Consider the following 18,196-nt stretch of genomic DNA (forward strand, 5'->3'; position numbering starts at 1 on the left):
GATGACCGGCCTTCTCAGCCTCACCACCTTCGCCCCGCTCGTCGGCGTGGTCCTGCTGCTCGGCGCCCGCGCCCTGCACGGCGACAACGCCAAGACGGACAACCTGGCCAAGTGGATCGCCCTGGCGACCACCCTGGTCACCTTCGCCCTGTCGGTCGTGCTGGTCGCCCAGTTCGACGCCAAGGACCCGGGCTTCCAGTTCGTGGAAGACGTCAGCTGGTTCGCGGGTCTGCACTACCGCATGGGCGTGGACGGGATCTCGATCCTGTTCGTCCTGCTGACGACCTTCCTGCTGCCGATCTGCATCATCGCCGGCTGGAAGTCGGTCGAGAAGCGGGTGGTCGAATACCTGATCTGCTTCCTGGTCCTCGAGACCCTGGTGATCGGCGTGTTCTGCGCCCTGGACCTGATCCTGTTCTACCTCTTCTTCGAGGGCGGCCTGGTTCCGATGTTCCTGATCATCGGCATCTGGGGCGGCAAGCGCCGGGTCTACGCGGCCTACAAGTTTTTCCTCTACACGCTGCTCGGCTCGGTGCTGATGCTGGCCGCGATCCTGTCGATGATCTCGATCGCCCACACCTCGTCGATCCCGGCGCTGATGGTCTTCAAGTTCGCCCCGTGGCTGCAGACCTGGCTGTGGCTGGCCTTCTTCGCCAGCTTCGCGGTCAAGATGCCGATGTGGCCGGTCCACACCTGGCTGCCCGACGCCCACGTCGAGGCCCCGACGGCCGGTTCGGTGATCCTGGCGGGCATCCTGCTGAAGATGGGCGGTTACGGCTTCCTGCGCTTCAGCCTGCCGATGTTCCCCAACGCCTCGGAGCTGTTCCAGCCGCTGGTGTTCGCCCTGTCGGCCATCGCCATCGTCTACACTTCGCTGGTCGCCTTCCGTCAGACCGACATCAAGAAGCTGATCGCCTATTCGTCCGTCGCCCACATGGGCTTCGTGACCATGGGCATCTTCTCGGGCAACGCCGCCGGCGAGCAGGGCGCGATCTTCCAGATGCTGAGCCACGGCCTGATCTCGGGCGCGCTCTTCCTCTGCGTCGGCGTGGTCTATGACCGCATGCACACCCGCGAGATCGCCTTCTACGGCGGCCTCACCAACCGCATGCCCTGGTACGCGGCCGTCTTCATGCTCTTCACCATGGGCAATGTCGGCCTGCCGGGCACCTCGGGCTTCGTCGGCGAGATCCTGACCATGACCGGCACCTACCAGGCCTCGACCTGGACGGCGCTGGTGGCGGCCTCGGGCGTCATCTTCTCGGCGGTCTACGCCCTGAACCTGTACCGTCGCGTGATGTTCGGCGAGATCGTCAATCCCGAGCTCAAGGACATCACCGACCTCGACAAGCGCGAGATCCTGATCTTCGCCCCGCTGATCATCGGCACCCTGGTGCTCGGCGTTTACCCCAATCTTGTGTTCAACCTGACCGCGTCGTCCGTCGACGGGCTCGTCGGCGCCTGGCGCGCCGCCGTGGGCGGGTGAGGGACCCCATGACGTTCGCCGCCAACTTCTCCCTCGTTCTCCCCGAAGTGATCCTGGGCCTCTCGGCCCTGGTTCTGCTGGTCTGGGGCGCCTTCCACGGCAAGGTCACGCCGCTGTTCAACGGCGCGGCCGTCCTGGCCTTGCTGGGCGCGGCGGTCGCCGCCGTGGTCGGACCGCACGGCCACGCCTTCAACGGCGTCTACGCCGCCGACGCCGCGGCCACCTACGCCAAGGTCGCGATCTACGGCTTCAGCGCCATCGCCGTCATCCTGGGCGACCGCTGGCTGGCCGTCCGCGGCGACCAGAAGTTCGAGTTCGCCGTGCTGGTGGTCCTGTCGGCGCTGGGCATGGGCGTCACCGCCTCGGCCGGCGACCTGATCAGCCTCTATATCGGCGTCGAGCTGCAGTCGCTGGCCCTGTACGTCCTGGCCGCCTTCCGCCGCGACGACGCCAAGTCGTCGGAAGCGGGCCTGAAGTACTTCGTGCTGGGCGCGCTGTCGTCGGGCCTGCTGCTGTACGGCGCTTCGCTCATCTACGGTTTCGCGGGTTCCACCCGCTTCGCCGACATCGCCGCCGCCGGGGCCGCCGTCGCCCATGGCGCGCACGGCGTGGGCCTGCTGTTCGGCCTGGTGTTCCTGCTGTGCGGCCTGGCGTTCAAGGTCTCGGCCGCGCCGTTCCACATGTGGACGCCGGACGTCTACGAAGGCGCCCCGACCCCGGTCGTCGGCTTCTTCGCCGCCGCGCCCAAGCTGGCCGCCATGATGATGTTCGCCCGCGTGCTGGGCGACGCCTTCCCGGACTCGGTGGCCCAGTGGCGCCAGATCCTGGTGGTCACCGCGCTGCTGTCGGTCTTCGTCGGCGCCTTCGCCGGCCTGGCCCAGAACAACCTCAAGCGCCTGTGGGCCTACAGCTCGATCGCCAACGTCGGCTACGCCCTGCTGGGCGTGGCGACCGGCGGCGAGACCGGCCTGCACTCGATGCTGCTGTTCATGACGCTGTACATGGTCGACGTCACCGGCTTCTTCGCCTGCCTCCAGGCCCTGTCGCGCGACGGCAAGCCGATGGAGACCATCGAGGACATGGCGGGCCTGGTGAAGGAGCGTCCGGGCATCGCCCTGGCCATGACCGCGTTCTCGCTGTCGGCCCTGGGCCTGCCGCCGTTCTCGGGCTTCTGGGCCAAGTTCTACGTCTTCGGCGCGGCCATGGGCTCGGGCGACGTCATGCTGCAATGGGCGGCTGTGCTGGGCCTGGTCGGCAGCGTGGTGGCGGCGTTCTACTACCTGCGCCTGATCAAGACGATGTGGTTCGACGCGCCGGTCGCCGGCGTGGACAAGCCGCAGCCGACCGCCCGCGCGGTGGGCTTCGCCGCGGCGCTGTTCTCGTTCCCGATCGTGCTGGTCGCGCTGATCTGGCTGGACCCCGCCGCCAGGGCCGCCGCGGCGGCCTTTGGCCACGCGTGACGTGACGGGCGAGTCCACGCCCGTCGTCGTCCTCGACGAGATCGACTCGACCAACGCCGAGGCCCGTCGCCGCGCGGAAGCGGGGGAGGCGGGCCCGGTCTGGCTGGTCGGCCTGCGCCAGACCGCCGGCCGGGGGCGGCGCGGCCGCGCCTGGGAGACCGGCGACGGCAACCTGGCCGCCACCCTGCTGTTTTCCACCGACAAGCCGCCGGGCGAGGCCGCCCAGGTGTCGTTCGTGGCTGCCCTGGCGGTCGCCGACCTGCTGGCGGCCTATGTGCCGGCGAGCCTGGTCAGCCTCAAATGGCCCAACGACCCGCTGCTGAGCGGGCTGAAGGTCAGCGGCATCCTCGTCGAGTCCGGGACCCGGCCGACCGGCGGCCTGTGGATCGCCGTGGGGATCGGGGTGAACCTGGCCCGCAAGCCGATCGACAGCGAACGCCCCGCCACGGCCCTGACCACCTGGCGCGACGCCCCGCCGCCGTCGCCCGTCGAGGCGATCGAGGTCCTGTCGGCCGCCTTCGCGCGCTGGAACGACGTCTGGCTGCGCCTGGGTTTCCCCGCCATCGCCGACGCCTGGACCGCCCGCGCCCACGGCCTGGGCGAGGCCTGCGTCGCCCGCCTGGGGACCGAGACCCTGGAAGGGATCGCGGAAGGACTGGACGGCGACGGCGCGCTGCGTCTTCGTCTGGCCGACGGCCGACTGCGGCGGGTCACCGCCGGCGACGTCTTTTTCGGAGGGGCCTCCTGATGCTGCTGGCCATCGAGCAAGGCAACACCAACACCATGTTCGCCATCCACGACGGCGCGACCTGGATCGCCCAGTGGCGCGCGGCCACCGAGAGCACGCGCACGGCCGACGAATACGTGGTGTGGCTGTCGCAGCTGCTGTCGATGCAGGGCCTGGGCTTCCGCGCCATCGACTCGGTGATCATCTCCAGCGTGGTGCCGCAGTCGATCTTCAACCTGCGCAACCTGAGCCGGCGCTATTTCAACGTCGAGCCGCTGGTGATCGGCGAGAACGCCAAGCTGGGCGTCGACGTCCGCATCGACAAGCCTTCGGAGGCCGGCGCCGACCGCCTGGTCAACGCCGTGGGCGCGCACATGGTCTATCCCGGCCCGCTGATCGTCATCGACAGCGGCACGGCCACCACCTTCGACATCGTCGCCGCCGACGGCGCCTTCGAGGGCGGCATCATCGCCCCGGGCATCAACCTCTCCATGCAGGCCCTGCACGAGGCCGCCGCCAAGCTGCCGCGCATCGCCATCCAGCGCCCGGCCCGCAACCGCGTGGTCGGCACCGACACCGTCAGCGCCATGCAGTCGGGCGTGTTCTGGGGCTATATCTCGCTGATCGAGGGCCTTGTGGCCCGGATCAAGGCCGAACGGGCCGAACCCATGACCGTGGTCGCCACCGGCGGCGTCGCCTCGCTGTTCGAGGGCGCCACCGACAGCATCGACCACTTCGACTCAGATCTGACCATCCGTGGTCTCCTCGAAATTCATCGTCGTAACACCCATTTAGAGACGTAATGACCAAATTCACCGACAAGCCTTCCCCCAAGGACGAGCTCGTCTTCCTGCCCCTGGGCGGGTCGAACGAGATCGGCATGAACTTCAATCTGTACGGCTATGGCCCGGCCGACGACCGCAAGTGGATCGTCGTCGACCTGGGCGTGACCTTCGGCGACCAGACGACGCCGGGCGTCGAGATCATCCTGCCCGACCCCGAATTCATCGAGGCCTATGCCGACGACATCCTCGGCATCGTCCTGACCCACGCCCACGAAGACCACCTGGGCGCCGTGCACTGGCTGTGGCCGCGCCTGAAGGCGCCGGTGTTCGCCACGCCGTTCACCGCCTTCCTGCTGCGCGAGAAGCTGCGCGACGCCGGCCTGCTGGGCGAGGTCGAGATCACCGAGGTGCCGCTGAGCGGCAGCTTCGATCTGGGCCCGTTCCACCTGGAAATGGTCACCCTGACCCACTCGATCCCGGAGCCGAACGGCCTGGCGATCAAGACGCCGCTGGGCACGATCCTGCACACCGGCGACTGGAAGATCGATCCCGATCCCCAGTTGGGCGGCCCCACCGACGTCGACGCCATCCGCAAGCTGGGTGACGAGGGCGTGCTGGCCATGGTCTGCGACAGCACCAACGTTTTCGTCGACGGCGAGGCCGGCTCGGAAGCCGGCGTGCGCGAGGCGATGAACAAGCTGATCGCCGGCCTGACGGGCAAGATCGCCGTGGCCTGCTTCGCCTCGAACGTGGCCCGGATGGACACCGTGATCCGCGCCGCCCAGGCCAACGGCCGCAAGGTCTGCCTGGCCGGCCGCTCGATGCACCGCATGGCCGCCGCCGCCCGCTCGGTGGGCCTGCTGGAAGGGCTGGAGCCCTTCGTCACCGACGATCAAGCCAAGTACCTGCCCGAGAACGAGGTGCTGTTCCTGTGCACCGGCAGCCAGGGCGAGGCCCGCGCGGCCCTGGCCCGGATCGCCGAAGGCACCCATCCGCACGTCAAGCTCTCGCAGGGCGACCACGTGATCTTCAGCTCGCGGGTCATCCCGGGCAACGAGATCCCGATCCGCAACCTGCAGAACAAGCTGGCCGACCGCGGCGTGCGCCTGCACACCGAGCGCGACACCCCGGGCATCCACGTCAGCGGCCACCCTTGCCGCGACGAGCTAAAGCAGATGTACCAGTGGGCCCGGCCGCAGATCGCTGTGCCGACCCACGGCGAGCGCCGCCACCTGATCGAGCACGCCGCCTTCGCCAAGGACCTGCAGGTGCCGCACGCGGTCAGCCCGCGCAACGGCGACATGGTGCTGCTGGCCCCCGGCCATCCGTCGATCATCGATGAGGTCCCGTCGGGCCGTCTCTACGTGGACGGCGGCGTCGTGACGCCGGAGAACGGCGAGGCCCTGCGCGAGCGGCGGCACGCGGCGTTCAACGGCGTGCTGGCCGTCTCGATCGTGCTGGACGGCCGCAACCGCGTGGTCTCGGGCCCGCAGGTGCGCGGCCTGGGCCTGGCCGGCGACGCCGAGTACCCGCTGGACGACGCCCTGGACGACCTGGCGGAGGAGGCCGAGAACGCCTTCAAGCGCCTGGAAGGAGACCAGCGCGAGATCGACGAGGCGATCGAGAGCGCCATCTCCAAGGCCGTGAAGAAGGCGGCCTTCCGCATCTGGGAACGCAAGCCCGTGGTCGAGACCACGGTCCTGCGGATCTGACGCTCCATGGACGAGGCGACACGGCCGCCCGAACCGGCGATCGAACCCACGCCCGAGCCCGGCTGGCGGCGGACCTTGCGTCTGCTGACCGGTCCGGCCTGGGCGCTGGGCTTGCTGACCCTCGTCCTCTGGATCGTCTCCGGCGTCCAGTTCCTGGCCAAGACCCAGGGCTGGGAGGAGGCCATGTTCGCCCTCGGCTCGCTCTACCCGCCGTACTTCCGGCAGGGGTTCTGGTGGACGCCGCTGACGCACATCTTCCTGCACGGCGGGCTGCTGCACATCTTCATGAACACGACCGCCCTGGTCAGCCTGGGCCCGGTCATCGCCGTGCGCCTGGGCAGCGACCTGAAGGGGGCCCTGCTGTTCTGGGCGTTCTTCCTGATCTGCGGCGTGGCGGGCGGTCTGCTGTTCCTGGGCCTGCACTGGAACGGCGAGATCTCGGCCGTCGGCGCGTCGGGCGCGATCTGCGGCCTGTGGGGCGCGGTGGCGCGGCTGACCGCGGACGGCGAGCTGGCTCCGGTCTTCTCCCGCCAGGTCGGCAAGCAGACCTGGTCGTTCGTCGTCATGAACCTGGTGCTGATCGCCATCGGCTTCGGCATCGGCAGGGCGTCGGGGCAGGGGGGGCTGATGATCGCCTGGGAATGCCACGTCGGCGGCTTCATCGCCGGCCTGTTCCTGGTCCAGGCCTTCCCGGTCCGGTACTGGTGGCTGCGTCAACCCGCCTGAGCCCGGCCGTTTGAAACGCCTCGCCGCGGCGCCCTGAAGTCGTCTATACCCTGGGCAAAACGAACAGAGGGCCGTCAGCGCCCCAGCCCGCAGGATACGAAGCCATGATCGGCAAGCTCAACCACGTCGGCGTCGCCACGCCCTCCATCGACGAGTCGGTGAAGATGTACCGCGACCTGCTGGGCGCGACCTCGCACACCGAGAAGTGGGCCATGCCCGAGCAGGGCGTGTGGGTTTGCTTCGTCAACCTGCCCAACAGCCAGATCGAGCTGATCGAGCCCTACGGCGAGGCGTCTCCGATCCACGGCTTCCTGGCCAAGAACCCCAAGGGCGGCCAGCACCACATCTGCTTCGAGGTCGAGAACATCTACGAGGCCCGCGACAGCCTCGTCGCCAAGGGCGCCACCGTACTGGGCGAGCCGCGCATCGGCGCCCACGGCACCCTGATTATCTTCGTTCACCCCAAGGACATGGGCGGCATGCTGGTCGAGCTCATGGAAACGCCGAAAGAGGCTCACTGATGGGTCCCGTCACCTGCATCGCCGTCTATCTGACCATCTGGTGGACCACGCTGTTCGCCGTGCTGCCGCTGGGCAACCGCACCTTCAAGGAGATGGGGATCGAGCCCCCGCCCGGCGCCGATCCGGGCGCGCCGGTCAATCCGAACCTGAAGCGCAAGTTCTTCACCACCACCTGGGTGTCGGCCCTGGTGATGGCCGGCCTGCTGCTGGTCATCCATTTCCACCTGATCGAGCTGCCGGCTCTGCCCGCCACCTATTGATCCTAGGAATGGCGCCCACGCCTTGGGCGGACGACGCTGAAATTGCCGACATTCGCCCAATCCGTGGGCGAACTTCGCCAACTGGTCAGGCCAGACGCAATCGGGCGCCCCGAACAATCGTTCGGGGCCTAGTCTCAGACTCACGAGGCCGGGTTTTCCGACCTTGCTCTGTGGCGTCTTCCCCGACGATGACTTGCAAGGCCGCGCGAGGACCGCGCGGCCTTCTTTTCTTTGTCCACAGGATTGGCTCAGCCATCTTTTCGCCGCGCGCGTTGCCAAGCTGACGCCTGAGCGGCTATCTCAACGCCGTATTCAAGCATCGAGAGCGTGACGGTCGCCGAAACCGCCCACACTTTCGGCTGTCACGCTCTTACGTTTCCCGGAGACGACCCTTCCATGCGCCTGTCGCGCTATTTCCTGCCCGTCCTGAAAGAAGCTCCTTCCGACGCCCAGATCGTCTCGCACCAGCTGATGCTGCGCGCGGGCATGATCCGCCAGGAGGCGGCGGGCATCTACGCCTGGCTGCCGCTGGGCCTGAAGGTGCTCAACAAGGTCGAGCAGATCGTCCGCGAGGAAATGGACCGGGCCGGCGCCATCGAGCTCTTGATGCCGACCCTGCAGCTGGCCGACCTGTGGCGCGAGTCGGGCCGCTACGACGCCTACGGCCCCGAGATGCTGCGCATCGTCGACCGTCACGAGCGCGAGCTGCTGTACGGGCCCACCAACGAGGAGATGATCACCGAAATCTTCCGGGCCTATGTGAAGAGCTACAAGGACGTTCCGAAGAACCTGTACCATGTGCAGTGGAAGTTCCGGGACGAGCGCCGTCCGCGCTTCGGCGTGATGCGCGGCCGCGAGTTCCTGATGAAGGACGCCTATAGCTTCGACCTCGACGCCGAGGGCGCGCGCAAGGCCTACAACCGCATGTTCGTGGCCTATCTGAACCTGTTCTCGCGCATGGGCCTGAAGGCCGTGCCGATGCGCGCCGACACCGGCCCGATCGGCGGCGACCTCAGCCACGAGTTCATCGTCCTGGCCGACACCGGCGAAAGCGCCGTCTTCTGCCACAAGGACCTGGTCGAGATGGCCGCGCCCGGCCCGGACGTCGACTGGTACGGCGACCTGCAGCCGCTGGTGAACCAGCGCACGGCGCTCTACGCCGCGACCGAGGAAATGCACGACGAGGCCGCCTTCAACGCCATCCCCGAGGGCGACCGCCTGTCGGCGCGCGGCATCGAGGTGGGCCACATCTTCTCGTTCGGGACCAAGTATTCCGAGCCGATGAAGGCCCTGGTCACGGGTCCGGACGGCAAGGACGTGCCGGTGCAGATGGGTAGCTACGGCGTCGGCGTCTCGCGCCTGCTGGGCGCGATCATCGAGGCCAGCCACGACGAGGGCGGCATCATCTGGCCCGAGTCCGTCGCCCCGTTCGGCATCGCGATCATCAACATGCGCCAGGGCGACGCCGCCTGCGACGAGGCCTGCGAGACCGCCTACAAGGCGCTGAAGGCCGCCGGCCGCGACCCGCTGTACGACGACACCGACGCCCGCGGCGGCGCCAAGTTCGCCACCGCCGACCTGATCGGCGTGCCGTGGCAGCTGATCGTCGGCCCCAAGGGCATCGCCGAGGGCGTGGTCGAGATCAAGAACCGCAAGACCGGCGAGCGCCATTCGGCGCCGCTGGCGGACGTCATCGCGCAACTGTCGGGCAAGGCCGCCTGATGGCCCTCGGCGCCGGTCCGTTCGGAACCTGGGAGCGCACCGTCGCCTGGCGGTACCTGCGCAACAAGCGCAAGAACGGCGGCGTGGCGCTGATCGCCATCATCTCGTTCGCGGCGGTGATGCTGGCGGTCTTCGCCCTGATCACCGTGATGAGCGTGATGAACGGCTTCCGCGCCGAGCTGCTGGGCCGGCTGCTGGGCTTCAACGGGCACGTCTACGCCCAGGGGCCGCTGCTGAACGGCCCCGACCGGGACGGCGTCATCACCCGCATCAAGGCCGTGCGCGGGGTCACCCAGGCCGCGCCGATGGTCGAGGCCCAGGCCATGGTCATCGGCCCCAGCCAGGTGTCCGGCGCCATCGTGCGCGGGGTCACCCCGGCCGACCTGCGCGGCATGAAGATGATCTCGTCGAACATCAAGCGCGGCTCGCTGACCGGGTTCGGCGACGGCGAGTACGGCGGCGACATCGTGCTGATCGGCGACCGCATGGCCCGCAACCTCGGCCTGTCGGTCGGCGACGCCATCACCCTGATCTCGCCCTCGGGCCCGGCCACGGCGTTCGGCAGCTCGACGCGCGAGAAGGACTACACCGTCGGCGGCATCTTCAGCGTCGGCATGAGCCAGTTCGACGAGAGCTTCGTCTACATGGCGCTGCCCCAGGCCCAGCTGTTCTTCGGCCGCGACACCTCGATCGACTATGTCGAGATCAAGGTCGCCGACCCGGACAAGGCCAAGGAGATCAAGCCGATCATCGAGCAGGCCACCGGTCCGGGCGCCTTCGTCCAGGACTGGATGGACAAGAATTCCAGCTACTTCAACGCCCTGCAGGTCGAGCGCAAGGTGATGCGGCTGATCCTGTTCTTCATCGTGGCCATCGCCACCCTGAACATCATCTCGGCCCTGGTCATGCTGGTGAAGAACAAGGGCCGCGACATCGCCATCCTGCGGACCATGGGCGCCAGCCAAGCCTCGATCCTGCGGATCTTCATCATGGCCGGCGCCTCGATCGGCCTGTCGGGGACCCTGGCGGGCCTGCTGCTGGGCACGCTGTTCTGCGCCAACATCACCGCCATCCAGAACTTCGTGGAATGGGCGACGGGGACGGCGGTGTTCAGCGCCGACATCTATTTCCTGGCCCATATCCCGGCCAAGATCGACTGGGCCGAGGTGGCGAGCATCGTCGGCATCTCCACCGCCATGAGCATCCTGGCCACCCTGCCGCCCGCCATCCGCGCCTCGCGGCTCGATCCGGTCGAGGCCCTTCGCTATGAGTGATCCCACCCAGCCCGTGGCCAGCCCCGTCCTGGCCCTGCGCGGCGTCGAGCGCACCTATGTCACCGAGGCCGGCCCGCTGAACGTGCTGCGCGGCGTCGACCTGGACGTCTATCCGGGCGAGGTGGTCGGGCTGATCGGTCCGTCCGGTTCGGGCAAGTCGTCGCTGCTGCACGCCGCCGGCCTGCTGGAAAAGCCCAACGCCGGTATCATCGCCCTGGACGGCCGCGACTGCTCCAAGCTGTCCGAGCGCCAGCGCACCAAGGTGCGCCTGTCGACCGTGGGCTTCGTCTACCAGTTCCACCACCTGCTGCCCGAGTTCAGCGCGCTCGACAACGTGGCCATGCCCGCCATGATCGCCGGCAAAGGCCGGGCCGAGGCGCGCGCCGCGGCCCAGGTGATGCTGGACCAGCTGGGCCTGGCCGGCCGCGTCGAGCACCAGCCGGGCCAGCTGTCCGGCGGCGAGCAGCAGCGCGTGGCCATCGCCCGCGCCCTGGCCAATCATCCGAAGCTCCTGCTGGCCGACGAGCCGACCGGCAACCTCGACCCCGCCAATTCGTCGGCGGTGTTCCAGGCCCTGTACGAGCAGGCCCGGCAGCGCGGCGTGGCGGCCCTGATCGCCACCCACAACATGGAGCTGGCGCGCTACATGGACCGGGTCTTCGCCTTGAAGGACGGGCACCTGGCGCCCCAGAGCTTTTAGCTAGAACAGGTACCGCAGCGCTGTCTGCACCACCGTCTGGGTCTGCTGGCGCGCCTCGCCCAGGCGGACCCGTTCGGGCCGGTCGCTGTCGATCCGCAGGCCCTCGAACACCAGATGGACGTCCGGCCGCACGTCCCAGCGATAGGCGACCAGCGCCGCCCAGCCGTGCTCGGCGTTGTCGTCGACCGCCTTGTTGGTGCGGTCGGTGGTCGAGAACTGGTCGAGGCGCCCGGTCAGCGAGCCCGGACCCAGGTCCCGCGTCGCCGAGACATAGGCCGACTGGAAGCCGACGTCGGTCCACAGGCCCTTGGCGTTGGAATAGCCCATCAAGGTCTCGCCCTGCATCGCCTGGGCCCGGAGGTGGGTGGCCCCGTCCAGGTCCCAGCGGGCGCCCAGGTTGAAGAACCGGGTCTCCCAGGACCATTCGCGCTTGTCGACGCTGGTCCGGTCGCCGTCATTGTCATAGGCGAACAGGTCCAGCATCAGGCTTGGGCTGGGTCGCCACTCGACGCGCCCGTAGACGCCCGCCCGGCCGTCCAGTTCGCGCACCGGGGTGGTGTAGGGCGCCTGGCGCTTGGCCATGAACGGGCTGAGCGGGGGCAGGGGGAAGTCGCCGGTGGCGCTGGACTTCAGGTCGTGCAGCGCCCAGCCGCGGAAGGTCAGCAGGGTGCCGGCGGTGTCGCCGTGGGTGAAGACTCCCACCGTCGCGGCCAGCTTCTGCCCGGCGATCGCGCCGCGCGCCGTGGCCTCGATCCCGACCACCTTGGTCTCCTCGGCCACCCAGCTGTTGATCGCCGACGGGGTGATGGTGTCGGGCACGGACCATTCCAGCCCGTCGTGCTCCAATGAGATCGGCGGGTACATCAGCCCGGCGCGGCCGCTGAAGCGGACGCCCCCGGCGATGTCGCCGCGATAGGTCAGATAGGCTTCGCCCGCGTCGACCACGCGATCCTGATGCTGCTGGCCTTGGGCGACGATCACCGCGCCCAAGTGCGAGGACAGGCGGGGATTCCACACGATCGAGGCCTCGCCCAGCTCGGGCCCGGCGCTGTCGCCGAACCGGCCCTTGCCCAGGCCGCCGTCGATCCAGGCCGTTTCGCCGCCGGCCGCGCCCAGGCGCAGGTCGATCAGGCCCGACACGGTCCCGCGCGAGAACAGGTCGGCCTCGGCGCGCGCGTCCGCGGCGGCCGAGAGGCCGATAGCCGCGCCCATGATCGCGACAAGTCTCCGCAACGTCGTCATCCCCCGATGCGGGAGCAGCCTAGAGCGATGCGTCCTGAAATTGCGTTAAACGCTCCGAGGTCAGAGCAGTGCGTCGCGCATCGCCGCGTAGAAGCCGGCCTGGTCGATCTTCTTGATGATCCGCGCGTTCGGCGGCCGGCGCTTCAACGCCGGATCGGCCAGTTCGATGTCGGGCAGGATGGCGTGCGAGACGCTCAGATAGCCGCGCGTCAGCTCGCCCATCGTCTCGACGTCGACGACCGCCACCTCCGACTCCAGGATCAGGCCCTCGTCCAGCGCCACGGCGCAGGTCAGGGCGTCGGGGTGCAGGCTGCCGTCCAACCCTTGCGTTTCCTGGGCGAAGGCCAGGGAGGTGCGGTTGACCTTGGTGAAGAACGCCGCGCGCGGGGTGCCCAGGGCCTCCAGCGCCGCCAATTGATCCAGGCTCAGCAGGCCGTCGCGCAGGGTTTCGGTCCAGGTGACGATGCTGGTCGGGAAGCCGGCGTTGATCACGATCTTGGCGGCCTCGGGATCGACGTAGAGATTGTACTCGGCCGCCGGGGTGACGTTGCCGACGCCGTTGTCGGTGCCGCCCATGATCCACAGGTGCTTGACGGCCTGGGCGATGCGCGGCTCGCGCAGATAGGCCAGGGCGATGTTGGTCAGGGCCGCCTGGGCGATCAGGGTGATCTCGCCGGGCGCCGCCATGATCCGCCGGACGATCTCGTCGGCGGCGTGGCCGGGGGAGGGGCGCTGGACGGCCCGGGGCAGGTCGCTGTCGCTCATGCCGTCGGCCCCGAACACATAGGCCGCGTCCAGGGGCGCGCGGGTGAACGGCCGCTGGGCGCCCAGATAGACCGGGACCTCGCCGCCGCGCCCGCAGGCTTCCAGGGTGGCCAGGGCGTTCTCGGCGTGCTGCTCGAAGCCGACATTGCCGTGGGCGATGGTGATGGCCTCAACGCTCACCCCGGGACGGCGCAGGGCCAGCATCAGGGAGAAGGCGTCGTCGCCGGCGGTGTCGGTGTCGATGATCAGGCGCATGGCCGCGATCTGCGCCGATCCGCGCGGCAAATCCACCGGAAATGCGGGGTGCGGCCCGTCGGCGCCGGCTCCGCGACAAAAAAGCTCGCAATCGAACAAGGGTCTCTTGCGCATGAGAACAAAAGTGGAATATAGAACAAACAAGCAACGACCGCAGAGGTGTCCCCATGGTCCGTATCGCGCGTGAGTCTTTGGCCCTTGTATCTGTCGCCAGCTTCGTCTGGATGATGTGCCAGGTCGCCCAGTTGGTGGCCTGAGTCGTGGAACCATGAGGTGCGGTGATGTCGGACAGTGAAGGTCAGGGTTTCGTCCACCTTCGCGTGCGTTCGGCCTATTCGCTGCTGGAAGGGGCCATCAAGGCCGACAAGATCCCGGGCATGGCCGCCAAGGAGGGCATGCCCGCCGCGGGGCTGACCGACCGGGCCAATCTGTTCGGGGCCCTGGAGTTCTCCGTCTACTGCAAGGACTACGGCGTCCAGCCGATCATCGGCTGCGCCCTGCCGGTCTCGGGCGTCGGGGCCGGTCCCACCGAGCGCTGGGCCCGCGTGCCCACGATCACCCTGCTGGTCCAGAACGAGCAGGGCTATCTGAACCTCTCCGAGCTCTCGTCCCTGGCCTATATGGAAAGCGCCGAGCTGCCCGAGGCGCAGGTGCCCTGGAAGAAGGTCCTCGAGCTGAACGAGGGGCTGATCCTGCTGTCGGGCGGTTCCGACGGCCCGGTCGACGCCCTGTTCGCCGCCGGCAAGACCGCCGAGGGCGAGGCGGCCCTGGCCGAGATGCAGCGGGTGTTCGGCGACCGCTTCTATGTCGAGCTCCAGCGCCACGGCCTGCCGCGCCAGGCCGCCGCCGAGCCGGGCCTGGTCCACTGGGCCTACGAGAACGATGCGCCGCTGGTGGCCACCAACGACGCCTATTTCGCCAAGCCCGAGACCTACGAGGCCCACGACGCCCTGCTGTGCATTTCCGACGGCGCCTTCGTCGGCCAGGACGAGCGTCGGCGGGTCACGCCCGAGCACTGGTTCAAGCCCGCGGCCGACATGCGCAAGCTGTTCGCCGACCTGCCGGAAGCCTGCGACAACACCCTCGACATCGCCCGCCGCTGCGCCTTCATGGTGCACAAGCGCGACCCGATCCTTCCCAGCTTCCCCACCGGCGACGGCCGCAGCGAGCCCGAGGAACTGACCCACCAGGCCAAGGAAGGCCTGCGCAAGCGTCTGGCGGCCTTGCCGGAACTGGCCGCGCCGGAACAGGAATACTGGGACCGGCTGGACTTCGAGCTGGGCATCATCATCAAGATGGGCTTCCCCGGCTACTTCCTGATCGTGTCCGACTTCATCAAGTGGGGGAAGGAGCACGACATCCCGGTGGGGCCGGGACGGGGTTCGGGCGCCGGGTCGCTGGTGGCCTGGGTGCTGACCATCACCGACCTGGACCCGCTGCGCTTCGGCCTGCTGTTCGAGCGCTTCCTCAATCCCGAGCGGGTCTCGATGCCCGACTTCGACGTCGACTTCTGCCAGGAGCGACGCGAAGAGGTGATCTCCTACGTGCAGGAGAAGTACGGCCGCGATCGCGTGGCCCAGATCATCACCTTCGGTTCCCTGCAGGCCCGCGCCGTGCTGCGCGACGTCGGGCGGGTGATGCAGCTGCCGCTGGGCCTGGTGGACCGTCTCTGCAAGATGGTGCCCAACAACCCGGCCGCGCCGGTGACCCTGGCCCAGGCGATCGACATCGAGCCGCGCCTGAAGCAGGCCCGCGACGAGGACGCCAACGTCAAGGCCTGCCTGGACGTGGCCCTGCAGCTGGAAGGCCTGTTCCGCAACGCCTCGACCCACGCCGCCGGCGTGGTGATCGGCGACCGGCCCCTGACCCAGCTGACTCCGCTCTATCAGGACCCGCGCTCGGACCTGCCGGCCACCCAGTTCAACATGAAGTGGGTCGAGAGCGCCGGCCTGGTGAAGTTCGACTTCCTGGGCCTGAAGACCCTGACCGTGCTGGACCGCGCGGTGAAGCACCTGCGCAAGCGCGGCGAGATCGTCGACCTGGGCCAGCTGCCGTTCGACGACGCCAAGACCTACGAGCTGCTCGCCTCGGGCCAGACGGTCGGCGTGTTCCAGCTGGAAAGCCAGGGCATGCGCGACACCCTGCGCAAGATGCGCTGCGGCTCGATCGAGGAGATCACCGCGCTGATCTCGCTGTACCGCCCGGGGCCGATGGACAACATCGACACCTTCGTGGACTGCAAGTTCGGCCGCAAACCCGTCGACAACCTGCACCCCTCGCTGGAGAAGGTGCTCAAGGAGACCTACGGCGTCATCGTCTACCAGGAACAGGTGATGCAGATCGCCCAGATCCTGGCGGGCTACAGCCTGGGCGAAGCCGACCTTCTGCGCCGGGCCATGGGCAAGAAGAAGAAGGAGGAGATGGATCTCCAGAAGATCCGTTTCGTCGCCGGGGCCAAGGAGAAGGGCGTCCCGGAAGAGCAGTCGGGCTCGATCTTCGAACTGGTGGCCAAGTTCGCCGGCTACGGCTTCAACAAGTCGCACGCCGCCGCCTACGCCCTGATCTCGTATCAAACGGCCTGGCTGAAGGCCAATACGCCGGTCGAGTTCCTGGCCGCCTCGATGAGCCTGGACCTGTCGAACACCGACAAGCTGGCGGTCTTCCACCAGGACGCCCGGCGGTTCGACATCACCGTGCGTCCGCCCAACGTCAATCGCTCGGGCGCCGACTTCGAGGTCGAGAACGGCGAGGTGCTCTACGCCCTGGGCGCGGTGCGCAACGTCGGCCTGGAGGCCATGAAGCACCTGGTCGCCATCCGCGAGGAGGGCGGGCCGTTCCGCGACATCTTCGACTTCGTCGAGCGGGTCGATCCCAAGCTGGTCAACAAGCGGGCGATCGAGAACCTGGCGCGGGCCGGGGCCTTCGACTGCTTCGACAAGAACCGCGCCCAGATCTTCGCCTCGGCCGACGTGCTGATCGCCCACGGCCAGAGCATCGCGGCCGACCGGGCCGGCGGGCAGGGCGCGCTGTTCGGCGGCGGCACGGGCCGCCCGCGCCTGAAGAAGACCGAGCCCTGGACCCAGGTCGACCTGCTGGACGAGGAACTGGCCGCCGTCGGCTTCTACCTGACCGGCCACCCGCTGGACGACATGGTGGGCGTCCTGCGCCGCCGCCGCACCCACATGCTGACCGAGGTGATCCCGCGCGCCGAGGCCGGCATGGAGGCCTTCCGCATGTGCGGCGTGGTCCGCCGGCGCCAGGAGCGCGCCTCGCAGAGCGGCGACCGCTTCGCCTTCGTCTCGCTGTCCGATCCCAGCGGCGAATACGAGGTGCTGTTCCCGCCGGAGTCTCTGCGCAAGTGCCGCGAGGTGCTGGAGCCGGGCAAGGCGGTGTCTATCAAGGTCCGGGCCAAGGCCCGCGACGGCGAGGTGCGGTTCTTCGGCGACGACGCCGAGCCGATCGAGAAGGCCATCGAGAACATGGTGGCCGGCCTGCGCCTGCACCTGTCGCCGACCGCCACCGAGATCGAGGCGCTGAAGAAGCGCCTGGAGCCGGCCCTGTCGCAGCGCGGCGGCGAGGTCAGCGTGGTCGCCGCCCTGGGCGGTGGTCGCGAGATCGAGATGAAACTGCCCGGCCGCTACACCCTGGACGCGGCCCTGCGCGGCGCCCTGAAGACGGCGCCCGGCGTGGCGCTGCTGGAGGATGTCTAGGGGACCGGTTCCCAGCGCGGCGCGGCGGCCTTCCAGCCGGCGCCGGCATGGTCCTGCGGGCAGGGGACGCATCGCGCCTCCGCTCCGACGGAGCCTGCGACTTGGCCCGGGCTATCGGGCGAGTTCTTGGGAGGTCGCGGCTAGGCCGCTTTCCCCTTGGCCCGCCCCTTGGCCCGCAGCGTCAGGCAGTAGCCGAGCGTCACCGCGATGCCCGTGAGGACCGCCGCGGTTCCGCCCCAGACCGCCGTCGGGATCGGGGCGAACGCCCACAGGCCGGCATAGATCAGCCCGCTGACCACCAGGGACCAGGCCGCGACCCGTCGGGCCTTGCGGGCCTGGGCGCTGGGGACGAAGGTCTTGGGCATGCGGTTGCCGTACCAGGCGATCATCAGCCCGTTGGCGCCGACCACCCGGGTGACCATCTCGCCGTCGATATAGCCCAGCTTGCGCGACAGGGTCGCGACCAGCGCCAGGACGAGGAGGGCGCCGCCCCAGGCGAGGCTCCCGACCAGTTCCTTCTTCGTCTGGGTCATCGCGCGATCTCCTTCTCGAGCTTCGGCTCCGGCGCGTCCGCGTCCAGGCCGAACGATTGGACGAAGCCCAGCAGCGCTTCTTCGAGCACCGAGAGCTTCAGGTGATAGAGGACGGACTTGCCGGCCTTCTCGGCGTGCACCAGGTCGGCCTCCTTCAGCACCGCGAAGTGCGCCGACATCGTCGGCTTGGAGACGTCGAACTGGTCGGCGAGCTCGCCGGCGCTCATCGGCCCCTTGCGCAGCAGGTGCAGCACCCGCCGCCGGGTCGGATCGGAAAGGGCTCTGAAGACGTGGCTCATGATGAGACAATTAGCTAAA

At 68.7% G+C, this 18,196-nt stretch carries 17 protein-coding genes; 13 read left to right on the plus strand and 4 right to left on the minus strand.

The genetic code is table 11. The features are described from left to right. The first annotated feature begins 1 nt into the window (after nt 1). The 11 genes from BR39_RS0114775 to BR39_RS0114825 all read left to right on the plus strand — a co-directional run bounded on the left by BR39_RS0114775 (nt 2) and on the right by BR39_RS0114825 (nt 11,373). Entirely contained in the window at nt 2-1,486 is a 1,485-nt protein-coding gene (locus BR39_RS0114775) for an NADH-quinone oxidoreductase subunit M (protein ID WP_029913323.1), read from the plus strand. Between the two features lie 8 nt (nt 1,487-1,494). Continuing rightward, nucleotides 1,495-2,946 carry an NADH-quinone oxidoreductase subunit NuoN gene (gene nuoN / locus BR39_RS0114780; protein WP_029913324.1) on the plus strand — a complete coding sequence of 484 codons (1,452 nt, stop codon included), beginning with the start codon at nt 1,495-1,497 and terminating at the stop codon, nt 2,944-2,946. Nucleotide 2,947: 1 nt separating this feature from the next. After that, complete coding sequence (locus BR39_RS0114785; protein ID WP_029913325.1) at nt 2,948-3,694, plus strand: biotin--[acetyl-CoA-carboxylase] ligase; 747 nt, start codon at nt 2,948-2,950, stop codon at nt 3,692-3,694. Further along, on the plus strand, nt 3,691-4,476 hold the full coding sequence (locus BR39_RS0114790; RefSeq protein ID WP_035018517.1) for a type III pantothenate kinase: 786 nt from the start codon (nt 3,691-3,693) through the stop codon (nt 4,474-4,476). Before BR39_RS0114785 ends, BR39_RS0114790 begins: the two co-directional genes overlap by 4 nt. Beyond that, nucleotides 4,476-6,170 carry a ribonuclease J gene (locus tag BR39_RS0114795; protein ID WP_029913329.1) on the plus strand — a complete coding sequence of 565 codons (1,695 nt, stop codon included), beginning with the start codon at nt 4,476-4,478 and terminating at the stop codon, nt 6,168-6,170. The genes BR39_RS0114790 and BR39_RS0114795 overlap by 1 nt, the downstream gene beginning before the upstream one ends. Before the next feature lie 6 nt (nt 6,171-6,176). Beyond that, entirely contained in the window at nt 6,177-6,896 is a 720-nt protein-coding gene (locus BR39_RS0114800) for a rhomboid family intramembrane serine protease (protein ID WP_029913331.1), read from the plus strand. A gap of 104 nt (nt 6,897-7,000) precedes the next feature. After that, complete coding sequence (gene mce, locus BR39_RS0114805) at nt 7,001-7,417, plus strand: methylmalonyl-CoA epimerase (RefSeq protein WP_029913333.1); 417 nt, start codon at nt 7,001-7,003, stop codon at nt 7,415-7,417. Continuing rightward, on the plus strand, nt 7,417-7,677 hold the full coding sequence (locus BR39_RS0114810) for a DUF1467 family protein (RefSeq protein WP_029913335.1): 261 nt from the start codon (nt 7,417-7,419) through the stop codon (nt 7,675-7,677). Before mce ends, BR39_RS0114810 begins: the two co-directional genes overlap by 1 nt. A gap of 396 nt (nt 7,678-8,073) precedes the next feature. After that, nucleotides 8,074-9,399 carry a proline--tRNA ligase gene (gene proS, locus BR39_RS0114815; protein ID WP_029913337.1) on the plus strand — a complete coding sequence of 442 codons (1,326 nt, stop codon included), beginning with the start codon at nt 8,074-8,076 and terminating at the stop codon, nt 9,397-9,399. After that, a complete protein-coding gene (locus tag BR39_RS0114820) occupies nt 9,399-10,673 on the plus strand; it encodes a lipoprotein-releasing ABC transporter permease subunit (RefSeq protein WP_029913339.1) in 1,275 nt (424 codons plus the stop codon). The genes proS and BR39_RS0114820 overlap by 1 nt, the downstream gene beginning before the upstream one ends. A 13-nt stretch (nt 10,674-10,686) precedes the next feature. Further along, complete coding sequence (locus BR39_RS0114825) at nt 10,687-11,373, plus strand: ABC transporter ATP-binding protein (protein ID WP_035018518.1); 687 nt, start codon at nt 10,687-10,689, stop codon at nt 11,371-11,373. Here the strand turns inward: BR39_RS0114825 and BR39_RS0114830 are convergent, their stop codons facing one another. Next, nucleotides 11,374-12,585: a hypothetical protein gene (locus BR39_RS0114830; RefSeq protein ID WP_029913342.1), complete on the minus strand. Its 1,212-nt coding sequence runs from the start codon at nt 12,583-12,585 to the stop codon at nt 11,374-11,376. 90 nt (nt 12,586-12,675) lie between these two features. After that, the gene (locus BR39_RS0114835) at nt 12,676-13,635 is read right to left on the minus strand and encodes a nucleoside hydrolase (RefSeq protein WP_029913344.1); all 960 of its coding nucleotides are present in this window, start codon (nt 13,633-13,635) and stop codon (nt 12,676-12,678) included. 167 nt (nt 13,636-13,802) lie between these two features. Here BR39_RS0114835 and sidA point away from each other — a divergent pair, with 167 nt between their 5' ends. Together sidA and dnaE are read left to right on the plus strand one after the other, a co-directional pair. Beyond that, nucleotides 13,803-13,892, plus strand: coding sequence for a cell division inhibitor SidA (sidA, locus tag BR39_RS25375; protein WP_035018457.1), 90 nt, complete (start codon nt 13,803-13,805; stop codon nt 13,890-13,892). 24 nt (nt 13,893-13,916) lie between these two features. Further along, nucleotides 13,917-17,345, plus strand: coding sequence for a DNA polymerase III subunit alpha (gene dnaE / locus BR39_RS0114845; protein WP_029913346.1), 3,429 nt, complete (start codon nt 13,917-13,919; stop codon nt 17,343-17,345). 140 nt (nt 17,346-17,485) lie between these two features. Here the strand turns inward: dnaE and BR39_RS0114850 are convergent, their stop codons facing one another. After that, on the minus strand, nt 17,486-17,878 hold the full coding sequence (locus BR39_RS0114850) for a hypothetical protein (RefSeq protein WP_029913348.1): 393 nt from the start codon (nt 17,876-17,878) through the stop codon (nt 17,486-17,488). Continuing rightward, the gene (locus BR39_RS0114855; protein WP_029913350.1) at nt 17,875-18,177 is read right to left on the minus strand and encodes an autorepressor SdpR family transcription factor; all 303 of its coding nucleotides are present in this window, start codon (nt 18,175-18,177) and stop codon (nt 17,875-17,877) included. The genes BR39_RS0114850 and BR39_RS0114855 overlap by 4 nt, the downstream gene beginning before the upstream one ends. Between the last annotated feature and the right edge of the window lie 19 nt (nt 18,178-18,196).

Source organism: Caulobacter sp. UNC358MFTsu5.1 (assembly GCF_000712075.1).
Classification (GTDB): domain Bacteria; phylum Pseudomonadota; class Alphaproteobacteria; order Caulobacterales; family Caulobacteraceae; genus Caulobacter.